Annotated in this window: 23 protein-coding genes and 1 pseudogene; 16 read left to right on the top strand and 8 right to left on the bottom strand. The window is 69.5% G+C overall.

The window, feature by feature from the left end; translation table 11 throughout:
• Window position 1 precedes the first annotated feature (1 nt).
• Window positions 2-808 carry a zf-HC2 domain-containing protein gene (locus tag AC1VWI_RS43355; protein WP_499516530.1) on the top strand — a complete coding sequence of 269 codons (807 nt, stop codon included), beginning with the start codon at window positions 2-4 and terminating at the stop codon, window positions 806-808.
• A gap of 468 nt (window positions 809-1,276) precedes the next feature.
• On the opposite strand, the gene AC1VWI_RS43350 is transcribed toward AC1VWI_RS43355, so the two are convergent.
• The 4 genes from AC1VWI_RS43350 to AC1VWI_RS43335 form a co-directional block, all read right to left on the bottom strand.
• A complete protein-coding gene (locus AC1VWI_RS43350) occupies window positions 1,277-1,567 on the bottom strand; it encodes a hypothetical protein (protein ID WP_499516529.1) in 291 nt (96 codons plus the stop codon).
• Between the two features lie 67 nt (window positions 1,568-1,634).
• Window positions 1,635-2,090, bottom strand: a complete 456-nt coding sequence (locus tag AC1VWI_RS43345; RefSeq protein WP_499516528.1) for a hypothetical protein — start codon at window positions 2,088-2,090, stop codon at window positions 1,635-1,637.
• Window positions 2,087-3,130, bottom strand: a complete 1,044-nt coding sequence (locus AC1VWI_RS43340) for a metallophosphoesterase family protein (protein WP_499516527.1) — start codon at window positions 3,128-3,130, stop codon at window positions 2,087-2,089. Before AC1VWI_RS43340 ends, AC1VWI_RS43345 begins: the two co-directional genes overlap by 4 nt.
• Window positions 3,127-3,435 (bottom strand): plastocyanin/azurin family copper-binding protein, encoded by a 309-nt coding sequence (locus AC1VWI_RS43335; RefSeq protein WP_499516526.1) that lies wholly within the window; start codon window positions 3,433-3,435, stop codon window positions 3,127-3,129. Before AC1VWI_RS43335 ends, AC1VWI_RS43340 begins: the two co-directional genes overlap by 4 nt.
• Before the next feature lie 900 nt (window positions 3,436-4,335).
• On the opposite strand from AC1VWI_RS43335, the pseudogene AC1VWI_RS43330 reads away from it, so the two are divergent.
• From AC1VWI_RS43330 to AC1VWI_RS43280, 11 genes and pseudogenes are all read left to right on the top strand, one after another.
• A pseudogene (locus AC1VWI_RS43330) lies at window positions 4,336-4,455 on the top strand (sigma factor); the annotation flags it as partial.
• A 2-nt stretch (window positions 4,456-4,457) separates the two neighbouring features.
• On the top strand, window positions 4,458-4,826 hold the full coding sequence (locus AC1VWI_RS43325) for a sigma-70 family RNA polymerase sigma factor (RefSeq protein WP_499517077.1): 369 nt from the start codon (window positions 4,458-4,460) through the stop codon (window positions 4,824-4,826).
• 25 nt (window positions 4,827-4,851) lie between these two features.
• Window positions 4,852-5,643 (top strand): zf-HC2 domain-containing protein, encoded by a 792-nt coding sequence (locus tag AC1VWI_RS43320; protein ID WP_499516525.1) that lies wholly within the window; start codon window positions 4,852-4,854, stop codon window positions 5,641-5,643.
• 527 nt (window positions 5,644-6,170) lie between these two features.
• The gene (locus AC1VWI_RS43315; RefSeq protein WP_499516524.1) at window positions 6,171-6,593 is read left to right on the top strand and encodes an ATP-binding protein; all 423 of its coding nucleotides are present in this window, start codon (window positions 6,171-6,173) and stop codon (window positions 6,591-6,593) included.
• Window positions 6,594-6,822: 229 nt separating this feature from the next.
• Entirely contained in the window at window positions 6,823-7,239 is a 417-nt protein-coding gene (locus AC1VWI_RS43310) for a hypothetical protein (protein WP_499516523.1), read from the top strand.
• Window positions 7,240-7,286: 47 nt separating this feature from the next.
• Window positions 7,287-8,090, top strand: a complete 804-nt coding sequence (locus AC1VWI_RS43305; protein WP_499516522.1) for a hypothetical protein — start codon at window positions 7,287-7,289, stop codon at window positions 8,088-8,090.
• Window positions 8,091-8,092: 2 nt separating this feature from the next.
• On the top strand, window positions 8,093-8,374 hold the full coding sequence (tatA, locus tag AC1VWI_RS43300; protein WP_499516521.1) for a Sec-independent protein translocase subunit TatA: 282 nt from the start codon (window positions 8,093-8,095) through the stop codon (window positions 8,372-8,374).
• Window positions 8,375-8,691: 317 nt separating this feature from the next.
• Complete coding sequence (tatC, locus tag AC1VWI_RS43295; RefSeq protein ID WP_499517056.1) at window positions 8,692-9,591, top strand: twin-arginine translocase subunit TatC; 900 nt, start codon at window positions 8,692-8,694, stop codon at window positions 9,589-9,591.
• 618 nt (window positions 9,592-10,209) lie between these two features.
• Window positions 10,210-10,983, top strand: coding sequence for an enoyl-CoA hydratase-related protein (locus tag AC1VWI_RS43290; RefSeq protein WP_499516520.1), 774 nt, complete (start codon window positions 10,210-10,212; stop codon window positions 10,981-10,983).
• Window positions 10,984-11,009: 26 nt separating this feature from the next.
• Window positions 11,010-12,164 (top strand): NAD(P)-binding domain-containing protein, encoded by a 1,155-nt coding sequence (locus AC1VWI_RS43285; RefSeq protein WP_499516519.1) that lies wholly within the window; start codon window positions 11,010-11,012, stop codon window positions 12,162-12,164.
• Between the two features lie 239 nt (window positions 12,165-12,403).
• On the top strand, window positions 12,404-12,541 hold the full coding sequence (locus AC1VWI_RS43280) for a hypothetical protein (protein WP_499516518.1): 138 nt from the start codon (window positions 12,404-12,406) through the stop codon (window positions 12,539-12,541).
• 261 nt (window positions 12,542-12,802) lie between these two features.
• Here AC1VWI_RS43280 and AC1VWI_RS43275 read toward each other — a convergent pair whose 3' ends face one another.
• Window positions 12,803-13,006 carry a hypothetical protein gene (locus tag AC1VWI_RS43275; RefSeq protein ID WP_499516517.1) on the bottom strand — a complete coding sequence of 68 codons (204 nt, stop codon included), beginning with the start codon at window positions 13,004-13,006 and terminating at the stop codon, window positions 12,803-12,805.
• A gap of 47 nt (window positions 13,007-13,053) precedes the next feature.
• A complete protein-coding gene (locus tag AC1VWI_RS43270; RefSeq protein WP_499517076.1) occupies window positions 13,054-13,410 on the bottom strand; it encodes a hypothetical protein in 357 nt (118 codons plus the stop codon).
• A 322-nt stretch (window positions 13,411-13,732) separates the two neighbouring features.
• Between AC1VWI_RS43270 and AC1VWI_RS43265 the strand changes: the two genes are divergently transcribed.
• Window positions 13,733-14,941: an ISAs1 family transposase gene (locus AC1VWI_RS43265; protein WP_499516457.1), complete on the top strand. Its 1,209-nt coding sequence runs from the start codon at window positions 13,733-13,735 to the stop codon at window positions 14,939-14,941.
• Here the strand turns inward: AC1VWI_RS43265 and AC1VWI_RS43260 are convergent.
• A complete protein-coding gene (locus AC1VWI_RS43260; RefSeq protein ID WP_499516516.1) occupies window positions 14,910-15,893 on the bottom strand; it encodes a helix-turn-helix transcriptional regulator in 984 nt (327 codons plus the stop codon). The two genes, AC1VWI_RS43265 and AC1VWI_RS43260, sit on opposite strands and share 32 nt — an antisense overlap.
• A gap of 93 nt (window positions 15,894-15,986) precedes the next feature.
• Between AC1VWI_RS43260 and AC1VWI_RS43255 the strand changes: the two genes are divergently transcribed.
• Window positions 15,987-16,385, top strand: a complete 399-nt coding sequence (locus AC1VWI_RS43255) for a VOC family protein (protein WP_499516515.1) — start codon at window positions 15,987-15,989, stop codon at window positions 16,383-16,385.
• 215 nt (window positions 16,386-16,600) lie between these two features.
• Window positions 16,601-16,969: a hypothetical protein gene (locus AC1VWI_RS43250; RefSeq protein ID WP_499516514.1), complete on the top strand. Its 369-nt coding sequence runs from the start codon at window positions 16,601-16,603 to the stop codon at window positions 16,967-16,969.
• A gap of 61 nt (window positions 16,970-17,030) precedes the next feature.
• On the opposite strand, the gene AC1VWI_RS43245 is transcribed toward AC1VWI_RS43250, so the two are convergent.
• A complete protein-coding gene (locus tag AC1VWI_RS43245) occupies window positions 17,031-19,409 on the bottom strand; it encodes an ATP-binding SpoIIE family protein phosphatase (protein WP_499516513.1) in 2,379 nt (792 codons plus the stop codon).
• Between the two features lie 823 nt (window positions 19,410-20,232).
• On the opposite strand from AC1VWI_RS43245, the gene AC1VWI_RS43240 reads away from it, so the two are divergent.
• Window positions 20,233-20,364, top strand: a complete 132-nt coding sequence (locus AC1VWI_RS43240) for a hypothetical protein (RefSeq protein ID WP_499516512.1) — start codon at window positions 20,233-20,235, stop codon at window positions 20,362-20,364.
• Window positions 20,365-21,033: the final 669 nt, after the last annotated feature.

The raw sequence follows: 21,033 nt of genomic DNA, 5'->3' as shown, positions 1-21,033 counted from the left end.
CATGGAGGAGGTGCGGGCCATGAATGGCGGCCATGACGCCGTCCGGTTCTTGCTGGGCGGGTACGTGCTGGGGACACTGTCCCCGGCGGAGACGGAGCAGGTGCGCACCCACCTCGCGGAATGCGACGAGTGCCGCGCCGAGCATGCCGAGCTGGCGGGATTGCCCGCGCTGCTCGCGACGGTCAGCGTGGCCGAAGCCGAGGCTGCGGCCGCGCCCGCAGCAAGCGAGGAACTGGCCGACCGGCTCGTACAGCGGGCCGCCGCAAGCGCGCAGCCGCAGCCTGTACCCGCTGCCGTACCGGGCCCCTCGCGGGGAGCTGGACGGGGCCGGGTCGACCGGTTGCTCCAGCAGGCCGCGTCCCGGCGTCGTACCGCCTGGCGCAGGCAGCTGGTCGGGGTTGCCGCGGCCACGGCGCTCATCGCGGCGGCAGCGTCGGGCGGCACGTGGCTGGCCACCATCGCGTCCACCAGCGGCCAGGTGGCGCAGCCTGCACCGACGTCACCGGCCCCGGTCCGCACTTTTTCCGGAACCGACCCCACCACAGGCGTGTCCGCCTCGGTGAAGGTCTCGCCCGCCGCCTGGGGCAGTGCCGTGCAGGTCTCGGCCAAGGGAGCGCCCCCCGGGATCACGTGCAAGTTGCAAGCGGTCGGGGTCACAGGCACCACAGCGACCGCCGCCACCTGGCAGGCCGGCGAGTACCCGGGCGGCGCCAGGATTTCCGGGACGGTACCCATGTCCCCGGAAACGATCAGCCACTTCGCCATCTACGCCGGCAACGGCCAGAAGCTTCTCACCATCTCGGCGTGAGGCCTCACCCCGGCGTCGCCTACCTCGTGGGGTGGCGGTGATGGTCCGCCATCAGCTCTCGAATCCCACAAAGGCCCGCACGCGGGGAAATGTGTACGGCTTCGACGCGGTGGGCGGTTCCGGGCCTTGCAAGTACCTGCAAGGCCCGGGCTTTCACGGTGCCTGTCGGCCATGTGCGACGCAACGGCTGATGCCAGGCGGCCAGTTGGCCATTGCCTGGCCGAAGGATCTCCGCTGCCGGCTCCTGCACGCCGCCGCCCGTATCACCCACGGCGCCCGCCCCCTGCACCTGCAGATCGCCGCCACCCGGCCCTGGCACCACGACCTGGCGGCAGACCCTGCCCGGCCCGCCACCCGAGCCGGCACCGGCCGCTGCTGCCCACCCACGAATCGAGGCCCCTTGGAGAGCCCGGCCTCTGCGGGGTGGGCCCTGGACATGCCCCGCGACCGCACAAAGCCGGCAGGACATCACCGGCGCCGTCGTCCCGGCTCGGCCGGAGCCGACCCGAAGGCGGCGGCCAGGTCGTGCTCGGTGATCTCGTCGGCGGGGCGGTGGAGTGTCCAGCGGTGGACCCCGCCGTCCATGGGCACCACCTCGAAGACGGTTTCCCACGGCGGGTAGCCGGGTTCACCACAGCCGAATTGGCGGATCATGACGGCGGTGTCGTCGTCCAGGCCGAGCAGGATGCGCACAGCGTCCCTCAGTTCGCGCAGGTGCGGACTCGGCCAGGCGATTCCTGGGCGTGGTTCCAGGTGCATGGGAGATACCCCCTTGGTTCCGGGAAGAGCGGCAGGTGGCGTGGACGGCGGGCTGCGCTGTGTTGGTTCACTCCTGTGGTGTGCGGGTGGTGGCCCGGTTCCGGACCGGTGGCGTGAGGGGTGGTCGGGCAGCGCGGTGTTGTGCGGCCAGCGTCATCTGCCAGGTCGCCAGGAGCAGCAACGTTCCGGTTTCGGCGAGGAGAGTGAGGAGGGCCTGCGGTGCGGGCTGCAGACCGCGCTCGGTGAATCCGAACACGCCTACGGTGCGCGAGGCGGCGAAACCGCCGAGGGCCCCGAGCGCGACGCCTGCCGCGGCGGCCCTCAGCAGCAGGGGTGGCGTCCCGAACAGCAGCAGGGCGGCGAAGGCGAAGGAAGAGCCGGCCTGGAGGAGGAACAGGGGGCCGATGAGATGGATGAAGCGGTACTCGTCGAGGTAGAGCTGGGCGTGGATGTATCCGCCGGCGGCCAGGGTTGCGGCAGTCGCCCACCGCAGGACGGGGATGAGCAGTCTTCGGGTGTTCATACCAGCCTCTGATCCTTGATGGCCAGTTCGCGGTCGCCTTGGCGGTAGCCGACGCTGCGGATGCCCAGTGCGTCCTTGAGCTGCCGGGCGGGGACGACCTGCGGGGTGGGCGCGGGGGCACGGCCCGGCTTGGGCAGGGGGTAGGCGGTGGTGGTGGCGGAGTGGAAGGTGATGTTGCCCTCTGTCTTGGTGAACAGCTGGTGGACGTGCCCGTTGAGACAGGTGACGGAGGAAAAGCGGCGCAGGAGGGCGATGACCTTGAGGGCGTCGTCGGTGCTCCACCCCCACTGCGGGTACATCGCGAACAGCGGGATGTGGCTGAAGACCACGATCGGGGTGTCCGACGGCAGTCCGGCGACGTCCTTGCGGACGAAGTCGATCTGCTCGTTGCCGAGGTGGCCGAGCTTCTCCAGGCTCAGGGTGTTGACCAGGGCGATGAAGTGCACGCCGTGGGTGTCGAAGCTGTACCAGCCGTCGCCGAGCGTGCCCGTGCCGAAGGTCCGCCGGTAGGCGCGGCCCGCATCGCCGATGGAGTCGTGCTCGCCCGGTACGGTGAAGACACGGTCTGTCTTCATTGCTGCCATCATCTGCTTGACCTGGTCGAACTGCCCGGTCGTGGACAGGTGGGTCAGATCGCCACTGTGCATGACGAAGTCGGGCCTGAAGCCAAGCGAGTTGACCTGGTTGATCGCTTCGGTGAACGATCCGGCCACGTCCATGTTCGCAGGACCCTGGAACCCGATATGGCTGTCGGAGACCTGCACGAACCGCAGCGCGCCGCTTCCCGCGGCGGCGGCACCGGCCCCGGCGTTGGCGCTGGTGCCCCGGGCGTTGGCGCTGGTGCCCTGGGCGTCGGCGTTGGTGTCCCGGGCGTCGGCGATGTGACTGATCACCTCTCCACCGGCCACGGTCAGTACCACCGCGCCGCCGAACCACCCTGCGTGGCGGATGAGCTGGCGACGTGTCATGCCGTGTTCGGTATCGGACCGGCCGGCGTCGTGGTCCGGCGCTGCGTTGTGGCTGTCGTAGTAGTCGGTCATCGGGTCACCTCCACGGTTGCGGTCATGAACGGATGGATGGTGCAGAGGTAGGCGTAGGTGCCGGGTTTGGTGAACGTGTAGCTGTAGGTGGCGTGGGTGGCCAGGGCGGCGGACTGCAACGGGCCGCCCGTTGCGGCGCTGGTGACGGTGTGGTCGTCGGTGTCCTGGTTGGTCCAGGTCACCGTCGTCCTCACCTTCACCTTCAACGTGGCCGGGGAGAAGGCGAAGTTCTTGATCGCAACGGCGTTCCCGGTCACCGGCGCGGCCGGCGCGCCCGCACGCGAGTGACTCGTGGGCATGCTCATGCCGGGCATCGGCGAGGCGCCTGGAGGGGTGCCCGCCGCCTTCCCCGGCCCTGTGGCACCGGGCATCCCGGCCGTTTGGTGCTGGCGCGGACCGGGTGTGACAGCGCCGGCTCCGGAGGGCGAGGAATGCGGCGACTGAGCGCATGAGCTGAGGAGCCCCAGCGCGCCGACGGTGGCGACGGTGGCAACGGCCAGCCCGGCCGCAACGCGTGATCGCCGGCCCGGTGTGCGGAAGTTCAGATGCATGGTGTTGGTTCCTGACTGGTCAGAGGGAGACGGGGGCTGCGACGGCAGGGCAGGCAACCGCAGGGATGTGTGGTGGACGCCGTGTTCACGGCCTGTCGAGGTCGCTGCACGCGTCCGGCGCCGCGCAGCGCCGTCGCCGTGGCGTGCGCCGGGTACGGGCCGAGGCCGCGCGGTGGCGCCGGCTTCGATGTGCCAGAGCACGGCGAGCGTGGCCGGCGCCGGGAACAGATGCGTCGCGCGGTGTGTCCCGGTCGCCTGCGATCCGTCCTTTGGCACGTGGGGCATCGATGAGGAACTGCGTGGAAGCCGGCTTCTGCCCGGCTCCACGGACGGCGAGGGCCATACGGTTCGACATTTCTGCACTTTTGTGAGGTTTTTTGGCATCGCCGCAGATCGGTCGGCCTGCCCGGGCGCCGTGCACGCATGGTCCCGGTGATGTCGTGGGACCAGCCGCCGGCGCACCTCCCGGGACCATCACCGAGAGCTGCCTATGCGCCTCTGTGCGTTACAGAAAAAAGCCGTGCATGTGCGCGGTGATCGGCTTATGTCGCGGAGTTCCGAAAACGTGACCTGAAGACCGATCCGGATCGCTCCGCACGCCGTGTCTTGGGTAAAGGGACTCTTTCGGCCGCGGATGAGGAACCGCTGCGCACTGTGTACGCGGAGCACGCAGGACCCCTGTTCCACTACGTGCTGCGAGCGACCTCAGGAGATCGACAATGGGCCAAGGACGTGGTGCAGGAGACGCTGCTCCGGGCGTGGCAGCGTCCCGCCGCATGCGATCCGGCACGCGGCCCGGCCCCGGCATGGCTGCGCACCGTCGCCCGGCATCGGTCATCGACGCGCACCGGGCCCGGCAGGCCAGGCCTGCCAAGGCCCACGGCGACGTACTGGAGCGAGCCGCCGAAACTGCACCGGGCAAGGACAAGACCGAGCAGGCACCGCAGAACCGGGTGGCTGCCGACGCCGTGCGGACGCTGTCCCCGCACCACCGCGCGGTGCTGCCGGAGACCCACTACCGGGGCCGGACCATGGCGCCGGCCGCACGAGTGCCGGGCATCGCGCCGGACACCGTGAAGCCGCGGACGTACCCCACCTTGCACGCCCTACGACCGGCGCTTAAGGCGCGGGGGATCGAGCCATGACCGCGGCGTGCAGGAGGTGGCGACCATGAGTGCGCAGCACCACGCCCTCCGGCTGGCGCTGGGCGGATACGTCCTGAGCACACTGCCCCCGGCAGAAACCGAACAGGTGCGCGTCCACCTCACGGAATGCGACGAGTGCCGGGCCGAACACATCCGGCTGTCGGGACTGCCCCCGCTGCTCGCGGCGGTCAGCGCGACCGAGGCCGAAGCCGCGGGCCGGACAGCGCCGGCGGCGCACGGGGAGCCGGCCGACCGGCTGGTGGCACGGGCAGCCAAAAGCACGCAGGGCCCTTCGCCCGCACGGCCCGTGGCGCCGGCGACGCCGGCACCACAGGCGGGCGCCCTGGACCGGCTGCTCGACCAGGCTGCAGCCCGGCGCCGCAGGACCTGGCGTCTGCAACTGGCCGGCGCCGCCGCCTCCCTGACGTTCATCGCGGCAGCGGCCGGCGGCACATGGCTGGCGGCTACCGGATCCCCGAGCAGCCAGGCGAAGCCACCCGGGGCGACCGCGCCGGCTGCCTGGCGCACCTTCTCCGGAAGCGATCCCACCACCGGTGTCTCGGCCACGGTGAAGGTCTACCCCTCCGCCTGGGGCAGTGTCCTTGAGGTCTCCGCCAAGGGCGCGCCCGCCGGAATCACCTGCCGGCTGCAGGCGGTGGGGCCCGGCGGCGCCAGGACGGACGGCGCCACCTGGCGGGCGGGCCAGTACCCTCCCGGCACCACGATCACAGGGGCGGTTGCCATGTCCCCGGGAGCCATCGAGCACTTCGAGATGCTCACAGGCAACGGCCAGAAACTGGTCACCATCCGATCATGAGGCATTGACAACCGCCGCCATCACGCCGCGCTCCTGCTCCGCCCCCACCACCTGTCATCGCAAAGACTGTGCCGGCACCGGCGCAGCTCAGCGGCCCCGTCGCCGGCCGGCTGTGGTCCGCTCCCGCCACAGGGCTTGGGCAGTGGCGGGCCGGCCACCCCGGGCCAGCACCTCCCGGTCCCCTCGCACCCTCCCCTCGGCTCCCGCGAACCGGCCTGGTCCTGGGTCGGCTTGATGCGTGAGTGAGCCGACGATCGCGCGAGGGGACCCAGCTTGTCCTGCCCGGCCGGGTACGGCATCGATCGAGCTCCGACACATGCGCGTGGGTCCAGCCAGGTCACCGTACTGACGTGACCCACAAGAAATTACACAAAAGGCACGAATAGCCCGAACCGACGGGCATGTGCCATCCGTGGAACTGAATAACCGCGCCCATCAGGACCGGCCCACCAACCGCCCCGACGTTGCTGGCGCTCTCCCCCATTCCAAGCTCCGCACATCCACAGAAAAGCCAGACGACCATGTTTGTGACCGATTCGCCCCGCCCGAGTTCGCTGCTCGACCAACCCTGCCGCCACCAGGCGTTGCTCACCCTGCCCGCACAGGAGGCGCACGTCTCCGCCGCTCGTCACTTCGCGGCCGATCTACTCGAGACCTGGAGCGTGCCCACAAGCGAGCGGGACTCCGCCGTCCTCATCGTCGACGAACTCACCACCAACGCCGCCCAGTACGGCCGCGAACGCATGACCCTGGTGCTCGTCCTCGACCACGGAACTCTTCACATCGTCGTCACCGACTCCGGCATGACCGTGGAGCGCCCTCCTCGCGACATCGCCGCCGACGAACACGGCCGCGGCACCGGCATCGTCCAAGACCTCGCCCAGTCGACCGAGATCCACCAGACGCACGACGGCCGCGAGGTCCGCGCCTGCCTGAGGTGTCCGGCATGACCGGCCCGGGCATTCCGCGCGAGCTGCGGCGCCGCGTCACCCGACGACCCCGCGCGTGGGCCTCCGCGACCCAGGGGCCCTGCCCCATCGACGGTTGCCCAGGGCCGGCCCAGGTTCCCCTGCGGTCCGCGGCGCATCCACCGGCCCTCGATCGCGGCGGCCCCGACCACGACAGGGTGCTGTGTCGACGCTGCGGCGTCGGCCCTTGCGTACCGGCGGAGTGGTGACCGTGGACCTCACCCCGAACAGCCACGAGGACATCGGCGCCCCGCCTGCCCGCGAGGCGTACACCAACGCACCCGATCTGCACCGCGAGATGCACCAAATACTCGCTCTCGACGCCGAACGCGACGGCCGCCAAGCACCGACCGTCACCCGCCCCCCGCTCGACGCGACAGCCGCCGAACGGGCCCGGCTGCTACGCCGGGCCGCCCTCATGGACCGCATGGCCCTGAACGACCCCCGCCCCGGCCCCCTCGCAGCAGCCGCAGAAACCGCCGAACAACTCCTCCTGCACGACTGCCGCCATCCCCACCTCGTGGCCGGCCCGCACCACCCCGACGCGACCACGCCCGCTCCCAGCCGCCGCTTCTACGTCCGCCAGGAGTACGCCGCCTGGACAGCCGCCGGGCGCCCCGGAACCTGAACCGACACCGACACCGACCCGACCCGACCCGACCCGAAGAAGGACACATGACCGCCAAGGACATCAACACCCGGCACGCCCCCGCAACAGCCGGCCGACTCCCCCGCCCGACCGCCACGCGTGAACATCGCGCCAGCCGGCAACAGGGACGGTCACGCCAGTCAAAGCCGATGAACGCACCGTGGCCGAACGCGAAGACGCACCGGCTGTTCCAGGTGCCCGAACGCAGGTGTTCCCAGGGGCAGCAGCTGGGGCTCCATCCGGCCCAAACGCCCCCGCACACTCCGCTGGCGGGGCAGCCGGCGCAGGTGGCCATGCAGGTCACAGGCGGCGAAGTGTGCCTGGCCACAAGCCCGCCTGCGGTCCGGCTCCCTGCGGTTGCGGCGGCGACGGGCGACGAATTCGCCCGCAAGGCCTGGCTGGACGACGCCGTGGGAATCTCCCGATGGCACGGGCGGCGGACACCGGTGACACCACAGTGCCCAGTGCACCGGGAAGCCTCCTCCCCGGCGCCCGCGCACGAGACCGCGGGCGCGGGCGCGGGCACGGACGCCGGACTGCCCGGCCACCTCCTGCGGATCGCCTTCTGCGACGACGAGTGCCAGCCATCCGTCGGTGCAGAGCCGGAAGGGGAACTCTTCGCCCCATCGGCGAACGGGCAACCGTGCCGGACGCTTCCTCGGGCAGCGGCCGAGGCCCTGCGCGCGCCCGCAGAGCGCCGGGGCCATGCTCGGGGCAGCACGACACGATGCGCCGCGGACGCCCCCGTCCCCACCACCGCCTCGCACGAACAAGCGGCACGGATCGCCGAGACAGGCACGAAGGCCGACACGTTCGCAGGGGCGGTGTGACGATGTTCCGCAACGCGCTGGAACCCTGGCACCTGCTGATCCTGGTCGCGGTGCTGGTTTTGATCTTCGGCTCGAAGAAGCTACCCGACACAGCCCGGGCGCTCGGCAAGTCCATGCGGATTCTCAAGAGCGAGACCAAGGCCATGAACGACGACGGCGCCTCAAACGAGCCACGCCCCGAGCCCGAGCCTGAACCTGCACCGGGAACGGGAACGATCCCGGACGCTCCCGAAGACACCGCCACCGCCCGCACCGCGCCAGCGGACAGCACGACCAGCCGCTGAGACTGAGCCCGGTCGTGCGCGCCCTCGGCACATCCCCGCACGAGACGCTGCCCGAAGACCTGCCGGTCCGCTCACCTCTCGCACTGCCGGGCCGCCCGCATCACTGTCCGCGGTTTCGCCCGGCGCCCGGGCCGAAGCAGCGACCACGGTAAGTGGTGCCGACCCGGACAACCGCCTCCCGGACGCACCACCGGCCGCAACCGGCGCCACGGCGAACCGTACTGACGCAGGGCCGGCAATCTCCGGTCCGCCGCACGAGATGAGGACGTGGCGTGCCCCAATCGGCCCGCAACAAAGAAGAGGATCCCGAGCGGCGGATGCCGCTCGCGAAGCACCTTCGTGAGATCCGTAACCGGCTCGTCAAGGCCCTCCTTGCCATCCTGGTCGTCACGATCGCCGCGGCCTTCCACTACAAGGGCATCGTGAACTTCTCCACCAGGCCGGTACTGGACTCGGTCGGCTGCCCGACGTCCTTCGCCGATCTGGCCAAGCGGACCGCAAACACCACCTGCGCGCGGATCACGATCAATGGTCTGCTCGCGCCCTTCACCCTGACGCTGAAAGTGTCCCTCATGGCCGGCGTCGTACTGGCCTCGCCGGTATGGCTGTACCAACTGTGGGCGTTCGTTGCCCCCGGCCTGCACAAGCACGAACGGAAATACGCCTATGCATTCGTCTGCGCGGGCGTCCCGCTGTTCTGCGGCGGCGCCTTCTTCGCCTACAAGGTGCTGCCCACGACCGCGAAGGTATTGATCGGCTTCACCCCGCACGGGGTCGACAACCTGCTGCCGCTGGACGATCTGCTCGACCTCGTCACCCGCATGGTCGTCGTCTTCGGCCTCTCCTTCGAGATGCCACTGCTGCTAGTGATGCTGAACCTCACCGGAGTGCTGTCCGGACGGCGGATAATCGGCTGGTGGCGCGGCATGATCATGGGAATCACGGCCTTTTCGGCTGTGGCGACGCCGAGCACGGACCCGCTGACCATGCTGGCGCTGGCCGCGCCGATCTGGGTGCTCTATTTCGCCGCCGTTGTCTTTTCCCTTCTCAACGACCGGCGCAAGGCCCGAAAACAGGAAGCAGAACCCGGCGACCACGAGATCTCCGACCTCGACCTCACACCTCAGGACATCGGCGAGGTGGAACCAGTGTCCGCCAGCCAGGCCCTGCCTGCGCAGCCGGACACCGACGACCGCTTCGACGGTGAGACGACGTGACCTGAGGGGCCTTCAGCAGCCCCGAGGACTGGCGCGGTGGCCCGTGAAGGCAATGCCAATGACAGGCCGGCGCGCCGACGGGCGTCTACGCGCAGCATGATCACCGGGTACAGCTGACGGTGCTCCCTGGATTGACGCGCCCCGCCCTGCACCCCTTCACCCCCGCGCAGGCACGGTGCATCTCATCCAATCTGGAACGATCGGTCATTCCCAATGTTGGGCTCGATCACACCCTCCGCGCGCCGCGAGTGGCCTCACCTTCTGGGCGCGACGGAGGGTCATTCCGTAATGATCGGTAAGGAAACTGGGAAGCATGTCAGGGCTGCAGTCGAAGGTGATCGTCGTGACCGGCGGTACGGCCGGAATGGGTGAGGCGCTCTCGCGTCGCGCCGCCTCGGACGCCCGCCACCCGGTGCCGGGGCAAACACCCGGATCAGGTGGGACCCCGTTCACCCCTTCCAAGGACGCAACCACCTTCCGTCTCAGTATCAGGCTGTCCGGCCCGGAGGGGGAACTCCCATGTGGACGGAGTCCGCGATGTGGCGCCGTCCCGACGCCGACTCGGCCACGCCTCGCCCATTCGGGATAGATCGCCAGAATCTACGATAAAATTCTCTTGTGGCCGCATATGAGAATCTCGTCATGGCCAGTCAAGGGGATTCCGTCTGGATCACCCTGAATCGGCCTGAACGCCGAAATGCCTTGAGCTGGGAGCTGCTTCGCGAGTTGCAGAAGGCACTGACCGAGGTGGCGGGCTCGTCGGCCGTAGGGGTTGTTCTGGCGGCGAATGGACCGGTTTTCAGTGCCGGGCATGACTTCTCCGACGTGCTCGCACAGGACGCCAAGGGCATTCGGGAGCTGCTGCATCTGTGTACGGACGTCATGCGGCTTCTTCAGTCCGCACCGCAAGTGGTGGTGGCCAGAGTGCATGGTTTGGCCACGGCCGCAGGTTGTCAGCTCGTGGCATCGTGTGACCTGGCGGTGGCGGGTGAGTCTGCCGGATTTGCACTTCCCGGCGGCAAGGGGGGTTGGTTCTGCCACACGCCTGCCGTGCCGGTGGCCCGCTCCATCGGACGCAAGCGACTCATGGAGATGGCTCTCACCGGCGAGGTGATCGGTTCCCGTACCGCCCTGGAGTGGGGACTGGTCAATCGAGTGGTCCCCGACGGCGAACTGGACGAGGCGGTCGAGGAACTCCTCGCCCGGGCCAGTCGTGGCAGCGCGGCCAGCAAGGCGCTGGGGAAGCGAACCCTCTACGCACAGCTGGACCGTCCCGAATCCGACGCTTATGAGATCGCTTGCGAGGTCATGGCTGATGCCTCTCAGACCCCGGCAGCTCGCGAAGGCATTGCATCCTTCCTGGAGAAGAGGCCGCCGGTGTGGCCCGAGTGACGAATGAACGGAGCCCTGAGACGCCGATGCAGGATTCCACGTCGGTGCCGATGCTCATCATCGGCGGGGGGCCGTTTGCGCTGTCGGCGGCCGCGCTCGCCGGTGACCGAGGCGTGGATGCCGTCGTGGTCGGACGGCCGATGGGGTTCTGGTCCGAGCACATGCCGCAGGGAATGCTGCTGCGTTCGGGCATCGACTGGCATCTGGACGCCACCGGCGTCTACACCCTGGAGGCGTATCTGCGGGAACGGGCCCTCTCGCCCAAAGAGGTTGATCCGATTCCCGTGGAGCTCTTTCGTGAGTATGCCGACTGGTTCCGCCGCGCCAAAGGCATCACCCTGAGGCAGGACCTGGTCACGCGCCTCACCCACCGGGACGGCACGTTTCACGCAGAGCTCGACAGCGGCGAGCGGATACGCGCCGATGTCGTGGTCGCCGCGCCGGGTATCAGCTATTTCACCCGACTACCCGATTGGGGCGGCTCGATCCCGTCCGGCCGCGCGTCCCACAGCTGTGACCTGGTCCGCTTCGCTGCCCTGTCCGGGCAGCGTGTGCTCATCGTCGGAGGCCGACAGAGTGCGTATGAGTGGGCGGCTCTGATCGGTGAACACGGGGCGGCTCGCGTCGATGTGGTGCACCGCCATCCCATGCCCCGTTTCGCGTCGGTGAGTTGGACGTTCTTTGACGACTACCTCGAGGCCACGATGCGGGGTTCCGGATGGTGGCGCCGCTTGCCGGTTCCCGTACGGGAAGCAATCCTGGCGCGATGTTGGGAGGCCGGCCGCGGCACGCTGGAGCCGTGGCTGCCGGCGCGGCTCGATGCGGCCGACGTCCGGATCTGGCCGGAGACCGCAGTGGTCCTGGCGGAGCCGACAGTGGACGGCGGGCCGGTGCGGATCACGATGTCGAACACTCAGTCCCTGACCGTGGATCAGGTGATCTTCGCCACTGGATACGCGGCCGAACTGGCCCGCGTCCCGTTCCTGGCGGACCTGGTGGAACGCATCAAGATGCGAAATGGCTCTCCAGTGCTGGACGAAGCCCTCCAGAGCACCGTTCCTGGGCTGTATCTCACCGGCTTCTCCGCGGCGCAGGATTTCGGGCCGTTCTTCGGTTTCGTCAAGGCCGCTCCGGCATCCGCCGCCCTGATCATGCGCGACATGCTGGCACGTACGGGCTGAAAGTGGCACCCAGTCTGCATCGAAGCTCACACGGGCCTGGGTCCATCTCGAACACGCATATGTGCGAGCCGGTGCCGCGTCGGCGTTTCGCTGCGACCGTCGCCGACTGTGGACCCACGGCTGGCCGACGACCGCAGACCGCGGAACGCGTTGGTGACGGGTCAGTTGGGGGCGTTGGGTCTTACGTGGGAGCCGCGAACTCCTCAAGGCCCCGCTGTGCCGCCGCCGGGTCCATCCACATGGCTTGCCAGGGGTGGCCGTCGAGGTCGACGAAGCTACGCGAGTACAAGGAAGCCGTGGTCCTCGGCGCCATCCGCCTCAGAGCCGCCCGCGGCGAGCGCAGCGGCAGCGACCGCGTCAACCTCGTCGCGGGATGACACGCCGAGTCCACCGGCGTAAGCGGCCGCCCCCAGCGCGGATCGGTTCGCCGGCCTTGGACCGTCCATAAGTGGACCAGGCGGAGGCCAGGCAATGGGAGCACCAGGTGATGGACTCCACGCGGCGCAGCGACCCGCGCAGCACAACTCGCCGCCTGGCTTGGTGACATCAAGGCGCTCCGGGCGCACCTGCCGTCACAACGCCGCCTCCGCCGGCGGCGAGCGGCGCTCGCGGCGCCGGGTGCCATCGCGCCCGGGTTCCTAGTCGCCGTCGCCGCCCGTCCGGCTCAAGCTCCGGCGCCGGCTCCTGTCCGATTGGCGAAGCAACTCCCCCGCAGCAAGCGTCACGGTCGCAACGACACGGACCCAGCGGGGTCCGCCGCGCTCCGCCCACACCACGCAGACGCACCCGCCGACGACAAGCGCCAGCACGCCGAGCATCACCACAACGAACATGTTCTCCATCTCCGCAAACAGAGGGCCCCGCCGACCCGTCACTTGGCGGACGCACCTCACGAGCTGTCGGTTCCCGATCCCACACCCCGCCATGGGCCCGCCACCGTTCCAGCAGCCCCAGCAACGGCGGCCCAGGCCAAGCGGCAGTAGGTGAGGCATCGGCCGTGCTGGCAGAAGGAGCAGGCGCGCCGGAAGCGCAGCTTCGAGAGCACCAGCTCGATGCACAGGCGCGGATCCGCCGATGGGTGGGATTTCCCGGCGCGGGCGCCAGTCACGGCGGGCGGTGCGCGGGCGAGGCTGGTCTCGGCCACGGGGCCGGCGAGACCATCACCACCGACACCGACCCGTACGGCTTGATCGGCGGGCAGAAAGGTGAACACGGCTGCGACGACCAGCGGCACGACAGCGAACACCGCTCCCCCACCCAGCTGACCCATCCCCCCCGTCACCGTCATCTGCACCGGCCCGCGCGACGTGCTGGCTGCGCCATCCCATGATGTGGGTTCCTCGCCCTCCGTCAGACTCGTCGGGCGTGGGAAGCGAGGCGATCGGCGAACGCGATGACGAGGTCGCGCAGCAGGGCGGCTGCAAGTTCCTGGGGTGTGCGGCTGGTCGGGTTGTGACCGGTTGGGGCGTATAACAGGGCAGGCACGGGCTTCGTGATCATTGTGGTGTCTAAGCCCGATGATCACGAGGTTGCCCGTGCCTGCCGCTGTATCTTCTCCCATCCCTGCCGTGCTGGTGAAGCTGGGTCCACTGGATGCCGGTCGGATCGCCGACCTGCGTCCCTACTTCGACTCGGTACCCGACCCGCGCTCCCGGCGGGGCCGGTGGTACTCGCTGACCGCGATCCTGCTGGTGTCCGCCTGCGCGGTCGTCTCGGGAGCCAGGAGCATCGACGAACTCGCCGAGTGGGGCCAGCGTGCTTCGAACGCACTCCTGACAGTGATCGGTATCCGCCGCCACCTGCTCAGATGGCGGCGCGCTCCGTCGCCTGCCACGATCGGCCGTGTGCTGGGGGCTGTTGACGGTGACGCCCTGGACCGGGCGGTGGGCGCCTACCTGGCCGACCGGCATCGCGCCGCCACCGAGCCCGCCCAGGCGCCGTCGCCCTCCGCGTCCGGGCGGCCGCGCGTGATCGCTGTCGACGGCAAAGCACTCAAGGGATCAGCCCGTCTGGCCGCGACGCGCCGGCATCTGCTCTCCGCGGTCACCCACGGCACCGTCGTGACCCTCGCCCAGGTGGAGGTCGGCGCGAAGACGAACGAAACCACACACTTCCAACCGCTCCTGGCGCCGCTGGACCTGGCTGGCGCCGTCGTCACCTTCGACGCCCTGCACTCGGTCAAGGCGAACATCTCCTGGCTGGTCGAGACCAAGAAGGCCCACTACATCGCCGTGATCAAGACCAACCAGCCGATCGCCCACCGCCAGCTCGCGGCCCTGCCGTGGCGGGACATCGCAGTCCAGCACACCGCCTCCGCCTTCGGGCACGGCAGGCGCGAGTCCCGCTCGATCAAGACCTGCGCGATCGCTGAGGAACTCGGCGGGATCGCCTTCCCCCACGGCCGCCTGGCCATCCGCGTCCACCGCCGCCGCAAGCAGACCGGCAAGCGCGAAACCCGTGAGAGTGTCTACGCCGTCACCAGCCTCGACGCCCACCAGGCCGGCCCGGCCGATCTGGCCGCCGCGATTCGCGGGCACTGGGGAATCGAGAACTCCTCGCACCACATCAGGGACGTCACCTTCGCCGAGGATGCCTCCACCGTCCACGCGGGGACCGCACCACGAGCCATGGCGACCCTCCGCAACCTCGCCATCGGCGTGCTGAAAACCCTCGGAGCCGACAACATCGCCAAGACCACCCGAGCCATCCGCGACGAACCCGAGCGAGCACTCCCCATCCTGGGCATCACCAACGATCCGGACACCTACGGAACTTGATCAAGCCCTGGTCGCGCAGTTCATGGGGGCGCTCGACGACGAACGGCCGGTCGAGGGTTGCGAGCACCCGGGGCAACCAGTCGAGCCGCTCCGCCCGTAGTTCGACGCGCAGCCAGCGCTCGGTCTCCATGTCCTGGGCTGCCGCAGGCTCGGGGTGCCCCTCCAGGCTCGCGATGCCGGCGGGAAGGTGAGCACGGATCTGATCAACTGTCCCGTGGATCCGCAAGGTCACCTCATGCTGGTACTCGGCCGTGGCGAACCCTGCCAACACGCGCTGCGCCGGATCGGGATCCACGGGCGCTTCGAAAGAGCCGGGCAGGGTCCGCACGTCTGCGATGCGGTCGAGCCGGAAGGTCCGGTCCTCGCCGCTCCGGGCATCCACGCCCGTGACGTACCACCGGCCCGAATGGGCGACGATCCCGTACGCGTGCAGCGTGCGTTCGCCGCGCCGTCCGTCGCGGTCGGCGTAGCGGATCGACAGCGGTCGGCGGTGGCGCACCGCGTCGGCGATGGCGAGCAGCACCGCAGCGTCCGGAGTGGCGAACTCGCCCGGCTGATCCGTGAAGGCGAGAGCCTCCAGGAGGGCGTCGAGCCGACGGGCGACGTGCTTGGGCAGCACCCGCCGGATCTTCGCCGATGCCGTCTCGTTCGCCGTACGCTCCGTCGTGGTCAGCCCTGCGCGGCGCCCGGCGACCAGGCCGAGCAGTACGGCCAGCGCCTCGTCTTCGCTGAGCATGAGCGGAGGCAAGCGGTACCCCGGGGCGAGCCGGTACCCGCCGTAGCGGCCGCGCACCGATTCCACGGGCACGTCCAGGTCGATCAGCTGGTCCACGTATCGCCGCACAGTGCGCCCTTCGACGCCGAGCCGGTCGGCGAGTTCGGCCATCGTCCGGGTGCCGCCCGACTGCAGCAGCTCCAGGAGTGTCAGCACGCGGCCGGTGGGGCGAGACATACTCACAGTTTAAGGTCTATACAGGACCGATTCTGTCCACTATTTCTCCTAGCCTGCGCAGTGCACGCCCTTCAGCACAGCCAAGGAGATCCCGTGGATTTCGTCTCCATCCGCATCATCACCAGCGACGTGGCCCGCCTCGTCGAGTTCTACGAGCGAGCCACAGGGGCGCGGGCGACGTGGGCCACCGCGGACTTCGCCGAGCTCGAGACCGCGGGCGCCACTCTCGCGATCGCCGGCACCCGCACCGTCCCGCTGTTCGCCCCCGGCTCTGCCCGACCGGCGGACAACCACAGCGTGATCACCGAGTTCCTCGTCGACGACGTGGACCGCGTTCGCCAGAACCTGACCGACTTCGTCACCGACTTCGTCGGCGGGCCCACCACGATGCCCTGGGGCAACCGGTCACTGCTGTTCCGCGACCCCGACGGCAACCTCGTCAACTTCTTCACCCCCGTCACCCCAGCGGCCATCGAGAAGTTCGCACGTTGATGCCAGGCACAGCCGCGCACGCGCCGCTGAGCCCCGAAAGGATGACTGCGCTCGTGCCTGCGGATTGACGCCGGACGTCCGATCACACACCCACCCCGAGACCTTCGCTGAGCCGGACCACAGCGGACCGTGGCATCAGGAGCCGGGCTGACCAGGGCTCGCGGCGATCTCAGCGATCCATGCTTTTGTCCAGTTCTTCAAGGTGTTCGGTTCTCATGGTGATCGTGGCGGCCGCCGCCGAATTCCGCACGGTTTCCGGCCGGGTCGCCCCGGAGACCGCAATGAGGGACCAGCTCGCCATGTACCTGGCCGAGTCCCTGGCCGCCGGGCGGGAGAGCTGGCTGAAGGCCCTGGACACCATCGAACAGCTCGACCCGACCTCAGTCGTGTCGGGGTACAAGCGGGACGGGGATCCCGACAGCCCCGAGGACATCGCGCGCACCCGCCGCTACATCATGGACTTTTCAGCCGCGCGGAAGGAAGCCAAGGACGTCAACGCGCTGTACGAGGCGATGGTCAGTCGCTATCCCGATCGCGTCAACCGCGGCGTGCTGTGGAATTCCGCGAAGGCCGCCATGCCCTGAGCCGCAGATCCCGATGTTGGGGTTCGGCAGCTCACGGGACGACGCCTTCTCGGGGCGTATGTCAGATGCCGGGTGTCAATTCCTGTTCGGCCCAGACGATCTTCCCCTCGCCCGTCGCGTAGCGGATTCCGCGTCGTTGCGAGAGCCGGTTGACCAGGAGCAGACCGCGGCCGTTCTCGTCGGTGATGCGGGCGTGGCGCAGGCGCGGAAGGCTGTTGCTGGTATCGGAGACTTCGCAGGTCACGAATTCGTCGCGAATGAGGCGGAGGCTGATCGGCCCCTTGCCATGTCGTATGGCGTTGGTGACGAGTTCACTGACGATGAGTTCCGTGGATGCCGCCAGACGTTCCAGTCCCCAGGTCGCCAACTGGCGCGCCGACAGGGACCGGGCCCTGCCGACGGCAGCCGGGTCGGGAGGCAGGTCCCAGGAGGCGACCTGACACGGCCCGAGTACGTGGGTTCGGGCCATGAGCAGAGTGACGTCGTCGGCCGGCGGGTGCGTTGACAGGGCGTCGACGACGGCGGAGCACTGCTCGTCCAGCGGGAGGCCGTGCTGTGCCAGGACGGCCCGAAGACGGTCGGTCCCGGCGTCGACGTCCTGAGTCCGTGATTCGATCAGGCCGTCCGTGTACAGGGCGAGCACGCTGCCTTCCGGCACTTCGATCTCGATGGCTTCGAATGCGGACAGACCCACGCCGAGGGGAGTTCCGGGCGGGAGATCGGGGAAGGTGACATGGCCGTGCGGGTGTATGACCGCGGGCGGTGGGTGGCCGGCGCGTGCCATGGTGCATCGTCTCGTCACCGGGTCGTAGATGACGTACAGGCAGGTGGCCCACAGGACTTGAGTCGCCAGTTCCTGGACGCCGTCCTCCCGGGTGAGACGGATGATCAAATCGTCGAGGTGGGTGAGCAGATCGTCGGGGGGCAAGTCCAGGTCGGCGAGGGCCCGTACGGCGGTGCGCAGCCGGCCCATCGTCGCGGCTGCCTCGATGCCGTGCCCGACCACGTCGCCCACGACCAGTGCCACCCGAGCCCCGGACAGCGGAATCACGTCGAACCAGTCCCCGCCGACCCCCGCGTCGATGTCGGCCGGCAAGTAGCGCGAAGCCACGTCGACGGCGGATCCGCCCGTCAGGCGTTGTGGAAGCAGGTTGCGTTGGAGGGCCAGTGCGATGGCGCGTTCGCGCGTATATCGGTTGGCGTTCTTCAGGCTGACCGCAGCCTGCGCCACGATCTCCTCCGCGAGGAGCAGATCGCCGTCCTCGAACGGCACCGGGTTTCTCGAACGGGCGAAGGCCGCCACGCCCAACGCCTCGCCCCGTGCATGGATCGGCACGACCATGAAGGCGTGGATCCCGTACTCGTGGATCTTCTCGTCCCAAGCCGTCCCCCGGTGGGGACGGCCGTCGGGCAGAGACCGCAGGATCGCCCTGGACGGTGTTCCCGTGGACAGGACGCGGGCGTAGGTCGAGGTCGGTGGGACGGAGATCTCCTCCCCGGGCATCCAGATGGCCTCCGGGGCCCCCGGGTTGACGGACGCCAGGCCCGCGCGGCGGAAGACGGGGGTCGGACCACCTACCGGAGCCGGGTAGAGCAGGGCGTCCTGGCCGAGTTGGACCGAGTCGGCCAGGTCGACGATCGCGAAGTCCGCCAGGAGCGGTACCGCGATGTCGGCCAGCTCCTGACCCGTCCGCGCGACGTCCAAGGTCGTGCCGACACGGCTGGCGGCCTCGCCTATGATCGCCAGGCGTTCGCGGGCCCGGTCCCTGTCGGCGCTGTTCACCCACATCGCGCACACGGCCGGCGGGCTGCCGTCGGGGCCGTCGAGGCGGAAGTACGACGCCGCGAAAGGGCCGTACGCACCGACCGCCGAGAGCCATTCCGGATACTCGAGGTCGATGGCCGAGGTCCCGCTCTGCAAGACCTGCCGCATCGCCGTCTCCAGCGCTTCGGACTCGGTGCTGGGCCGCACGTCCGACAGACGCCGGCCAAGCCGCGTCGCGGCAGGAATTCCGTCGAGGAGTTCCGCGGTGCCGTTCACCCAGGTGCAACGCAGCCCCGCATCGCGGATGCAGATGGCGACCGGTGCGCGACCCAGGAGCGAGGACGGCCTCAGACCTCCGGCCGGCGAAGAGAGCACGGCATCCGCCCGGGTCGCCGAGACGAGCCACCGGACGACGCCGTCCGCCCCGGACAGCCGGGAGAGCCGCAGCCCCACCTCGAGGGCGCGCCCGTCGATGTGGCGGAGCCTGACAGTGCCGGACCAGACATCCGGGGCCTGGGAACGCCGTGCAAGGGCGGATGCCGTCGTCCAGTCCGTGGCTGATGCCAGCATGCTCGCTGCTGGCCGCCCCATCGCCTGCGCCGGGGAATAGCCGATCAGCTGTTGGGCTGTCCGGGTCCACCACAACACGGCGCCTTCCCCGTCGATCACGGCCATCGGTGTGCAGACCACCTCGGAGACTTCGAGAGGTGCGGGAGGAGCATGTCCTTCGTGTGTTGTCATCGGAGAGACGTCTCCTGACTGGTATGTGCCTTCAACGAGCCGTCGACGCGGGCTGCGCCGGCTGGGCTTCCCCTTCGGCGACAGCGGTCCGGGACTCGGACCGGCCTGGACCTTCTGCCCTGTGATCCAGTAGCACGGCAGTGCTGTCCTCAGCGCCTTCAGCCGGACGCATCCACCCGCTGCGGTCAGTGTCCGGCAGGCGGGCCCGCCTGCCGGATGCGGACACCGCCGGACAGGTCGCGAGGCCCACTCCTGTGCTCATCGGGATCGCCTCGAGATCTGGAAGGTCGATGCCCCGCTGCCAGGGTGCCCGACTTCTTGGCCACGCAGATCCGTGTTTACCCGCAGGATCGAGCCCCGGTTTCGAGCGGCTCCCAGGCCCCGACTGCGGGTTTGCCGCAGATCTGCGGCCGGCGCGGCGCTGCGGCAGCGTGGTGCGGGACCGCGTCGGCGATGAGCCTTCGCCGCCGGTGTCCGGCAGCCGGGGGGCGCGACCTCCGGCACATCCTTGGACCAGGGCCCGGGCGGTCTTGCCCCCGCCGGCCTTGCCGGATGCACCTCGAACAGCGTGTCGGCCTGGTCCGGGCAACGCCGCACCTGCACCTGCACCTGCACCTGCACCAGGCCGGGAGGAACCGCCGCTCAGGAGGTGGCGGGCAGGATGTTCTGGTTGGCGCGGAAGTTGTAGGGGTCGTAGCTGCGTTTGTTAGGTCCGTGCTGCGCTGGCACTGCACCCATGCCACGGAGTCGGCCCCTCGTGATGATCGTGCACGTGGCCAGCCAGGCGCCTGGGTCGTCGTCGCTGGCGACCTCCTTGTTCCGCCACCACTCGTACAGTCCCGCGAAGGCCTACTGGTGGAACCCGGACGCGATCTGCGTCGTGCGCTGAGCGGCCTCGCCGGCTCGGGCGGAGGGTGGGCGAGGCCGCCCAGCCACCATACCCATGCCCCCTAGCTAGTCGAGCGCGTCGAGACGGGAGGACGCGCCGGCGGGGCCGCGTGGGGCGCGCGCCCGGCCCTCACCACGTAACCGGGCGGGATGCTGGGGGTTACGGGCTGCGCGCCGCGCGGGCGGGCATCAGCAGGTTCCAGCCGACCCGGAGCCACCCCGTTGATCGTGACCCCGCGGCCGTCCACGGGCGGAAGGACGATGACGGACGGCTCCTTGACCGGGCATATATCCAGCGTGTCTCGCGCGGGACGCGGGTGCATTCTGGAGGTGCGGCTGTGGCTCCGCGGCACAGGATTCAGCCCTCGGGTGGGGGCGATGGCCGCTCCGTCACGCGATTGGTGGGTCCAGCGTTGCCTGCTCGCCACATCCACCACGCTCGCTGTGCCCACTGCCGGTGACACCACCGAGGCCGGCCCGGACGTCGCCGACTGTGTGTGCTATCCGAGCCCACCGCCCGGGCCGTTCCAGGACCACCGCGCTTCATGCGAAGCATCCGTGGAGGCGGCGCCCCGCGGCAGGTATATGGCCAGGCAAGCCCGGGCAGGCGCAGGAATGACGGGCGGTGGCAGCTCCGGCTGGCTGGGCTAACCCGCGATTTCCGGATGCC

The organism is Streptomyces sp. TOM-9, assembly GCF_056858595.1.
This window is presented reverse-complemented; position numbering and strand designations above follow the sequence as displayed.

Excerpts from the sequence above, each read along its gene's own strand:
- AC1VWI_RS43355 (WP_499516530.1), top strand. The coding sequence starts at position 2 with ATGGAGGAGGTGCGGGCCATGAATGGCGGCCATGACGCCGTCCGGTTC.
- AC1VWI_RS43350 (WP_499516529.1), bottom strand. The coding sequence starts at position 1,567 with ATGCACCTGGAACCACGCCCAGGAATCGCCTGGCCGAGTCCGCACCTG.
- AC1VWI_RS43345 (WP_499516528.1), bottom strand. The coding sequence starts at position 2,090 with ATGAACACCCGAAGACTGCTCATCCCCGTCCTGCGGTGGGCGACTGCC.
- AC1VWI_RS43340 (WP_499516527.1), bottom strand. The coding sequence starts at position 3,130 with ATGACCGACTACTACGACAGCCACAACGCAGCGCCGGACCACGACGCC.
- AC1VWI_RS43335 (WP_499516526.1), bottom strand. The coding sequence starts at position 3,435 with ATGAGCATGCCCACGAGTCACTCGCGTGCGGGCGCGCCGGCCGCGCCG.
- AC1VWI_RS43325 (WP_499517077.1), top strand. The coding sequence starts at position 4,458 with ATGCGATCCGGCACGCGGCCCGGCCCCGGCATGGCTGCGCACCGTCGC.
- AC1VWI_RS43320 (WP_499516525.1), top strand. The coding sequence starts at position 4,852 with ATGAGTGCGCAGCACCACGCCCTCCGGCTGGCGCTGGGCGGATACGTC.
- AC1VWI_RS43305 (WP_499516522.1), top strand. The coding sequence starts at position 7,287 with ATGACCGCCAAGGACATCAACACCCGGCACGCCCCCGCAACAGCCGGC.
- tatA (WP_499516521.1), top strand. The coding sequence starts at position 8,093 with ATGTTCCGCAACGCGCTGGAACCCTGGCACCTGCTGATCCTGGTCGCG.
- tatC (WP_499517056.1), top strand. The coding sequence starts at position 8,692 with ATGCCGCTCGCGAAGCACCTTCGTGAGATCCGTAACCGGCTCGTCAAG.
- AC1VWI_RS43285 (WP_499516519.1), top strand. The coding sequence starts at position 11,010 with ATGCAGGATTCCACGTCGGTGCCGATGCTCATCATCGGCGGGGGGCCG.
- AC1VWI_RS43280 (WP_499516518.1), top strand. The coding sequence starts at position 12,404 with ATGGCTTGCCAGGGGTGGCCGTCGAGGTCGACGAAGCTACGCGAGTAC.
- AC1VWI_RS43275 (WP_499516517.1), bottom strand. The coding sequence starts at position 13,006 with ATGGAGAACATGTTCGTTGTGGTGATGCTCGGCGTGCTGGCGCTTGTC.
- AC1VWI_RS43260 (WP_499516516.1), bottom strand. The coding sequence starts at position 15,893 with ATGTCTCGCCCCACCGGCCGCGTGCTGACACTCCTGGAGCTGCTGCAG.
- AC1VWI_RS43250 (WP_499516514.1), top strand. The coding sequence starts at position 16,601 with ATGGTGATCGTGGCGGCCGCCGCCGAATTCCGCACGGTTTCCGGCCGG.
- AC1VWI_RS43245 (WP_499516513.1), bottom strand. The coding sequence starts at position 19,409 with ATGGCCGTGATCGACGGGGAAGGCGCCGTGTTGTGGTGGACCCGGACA.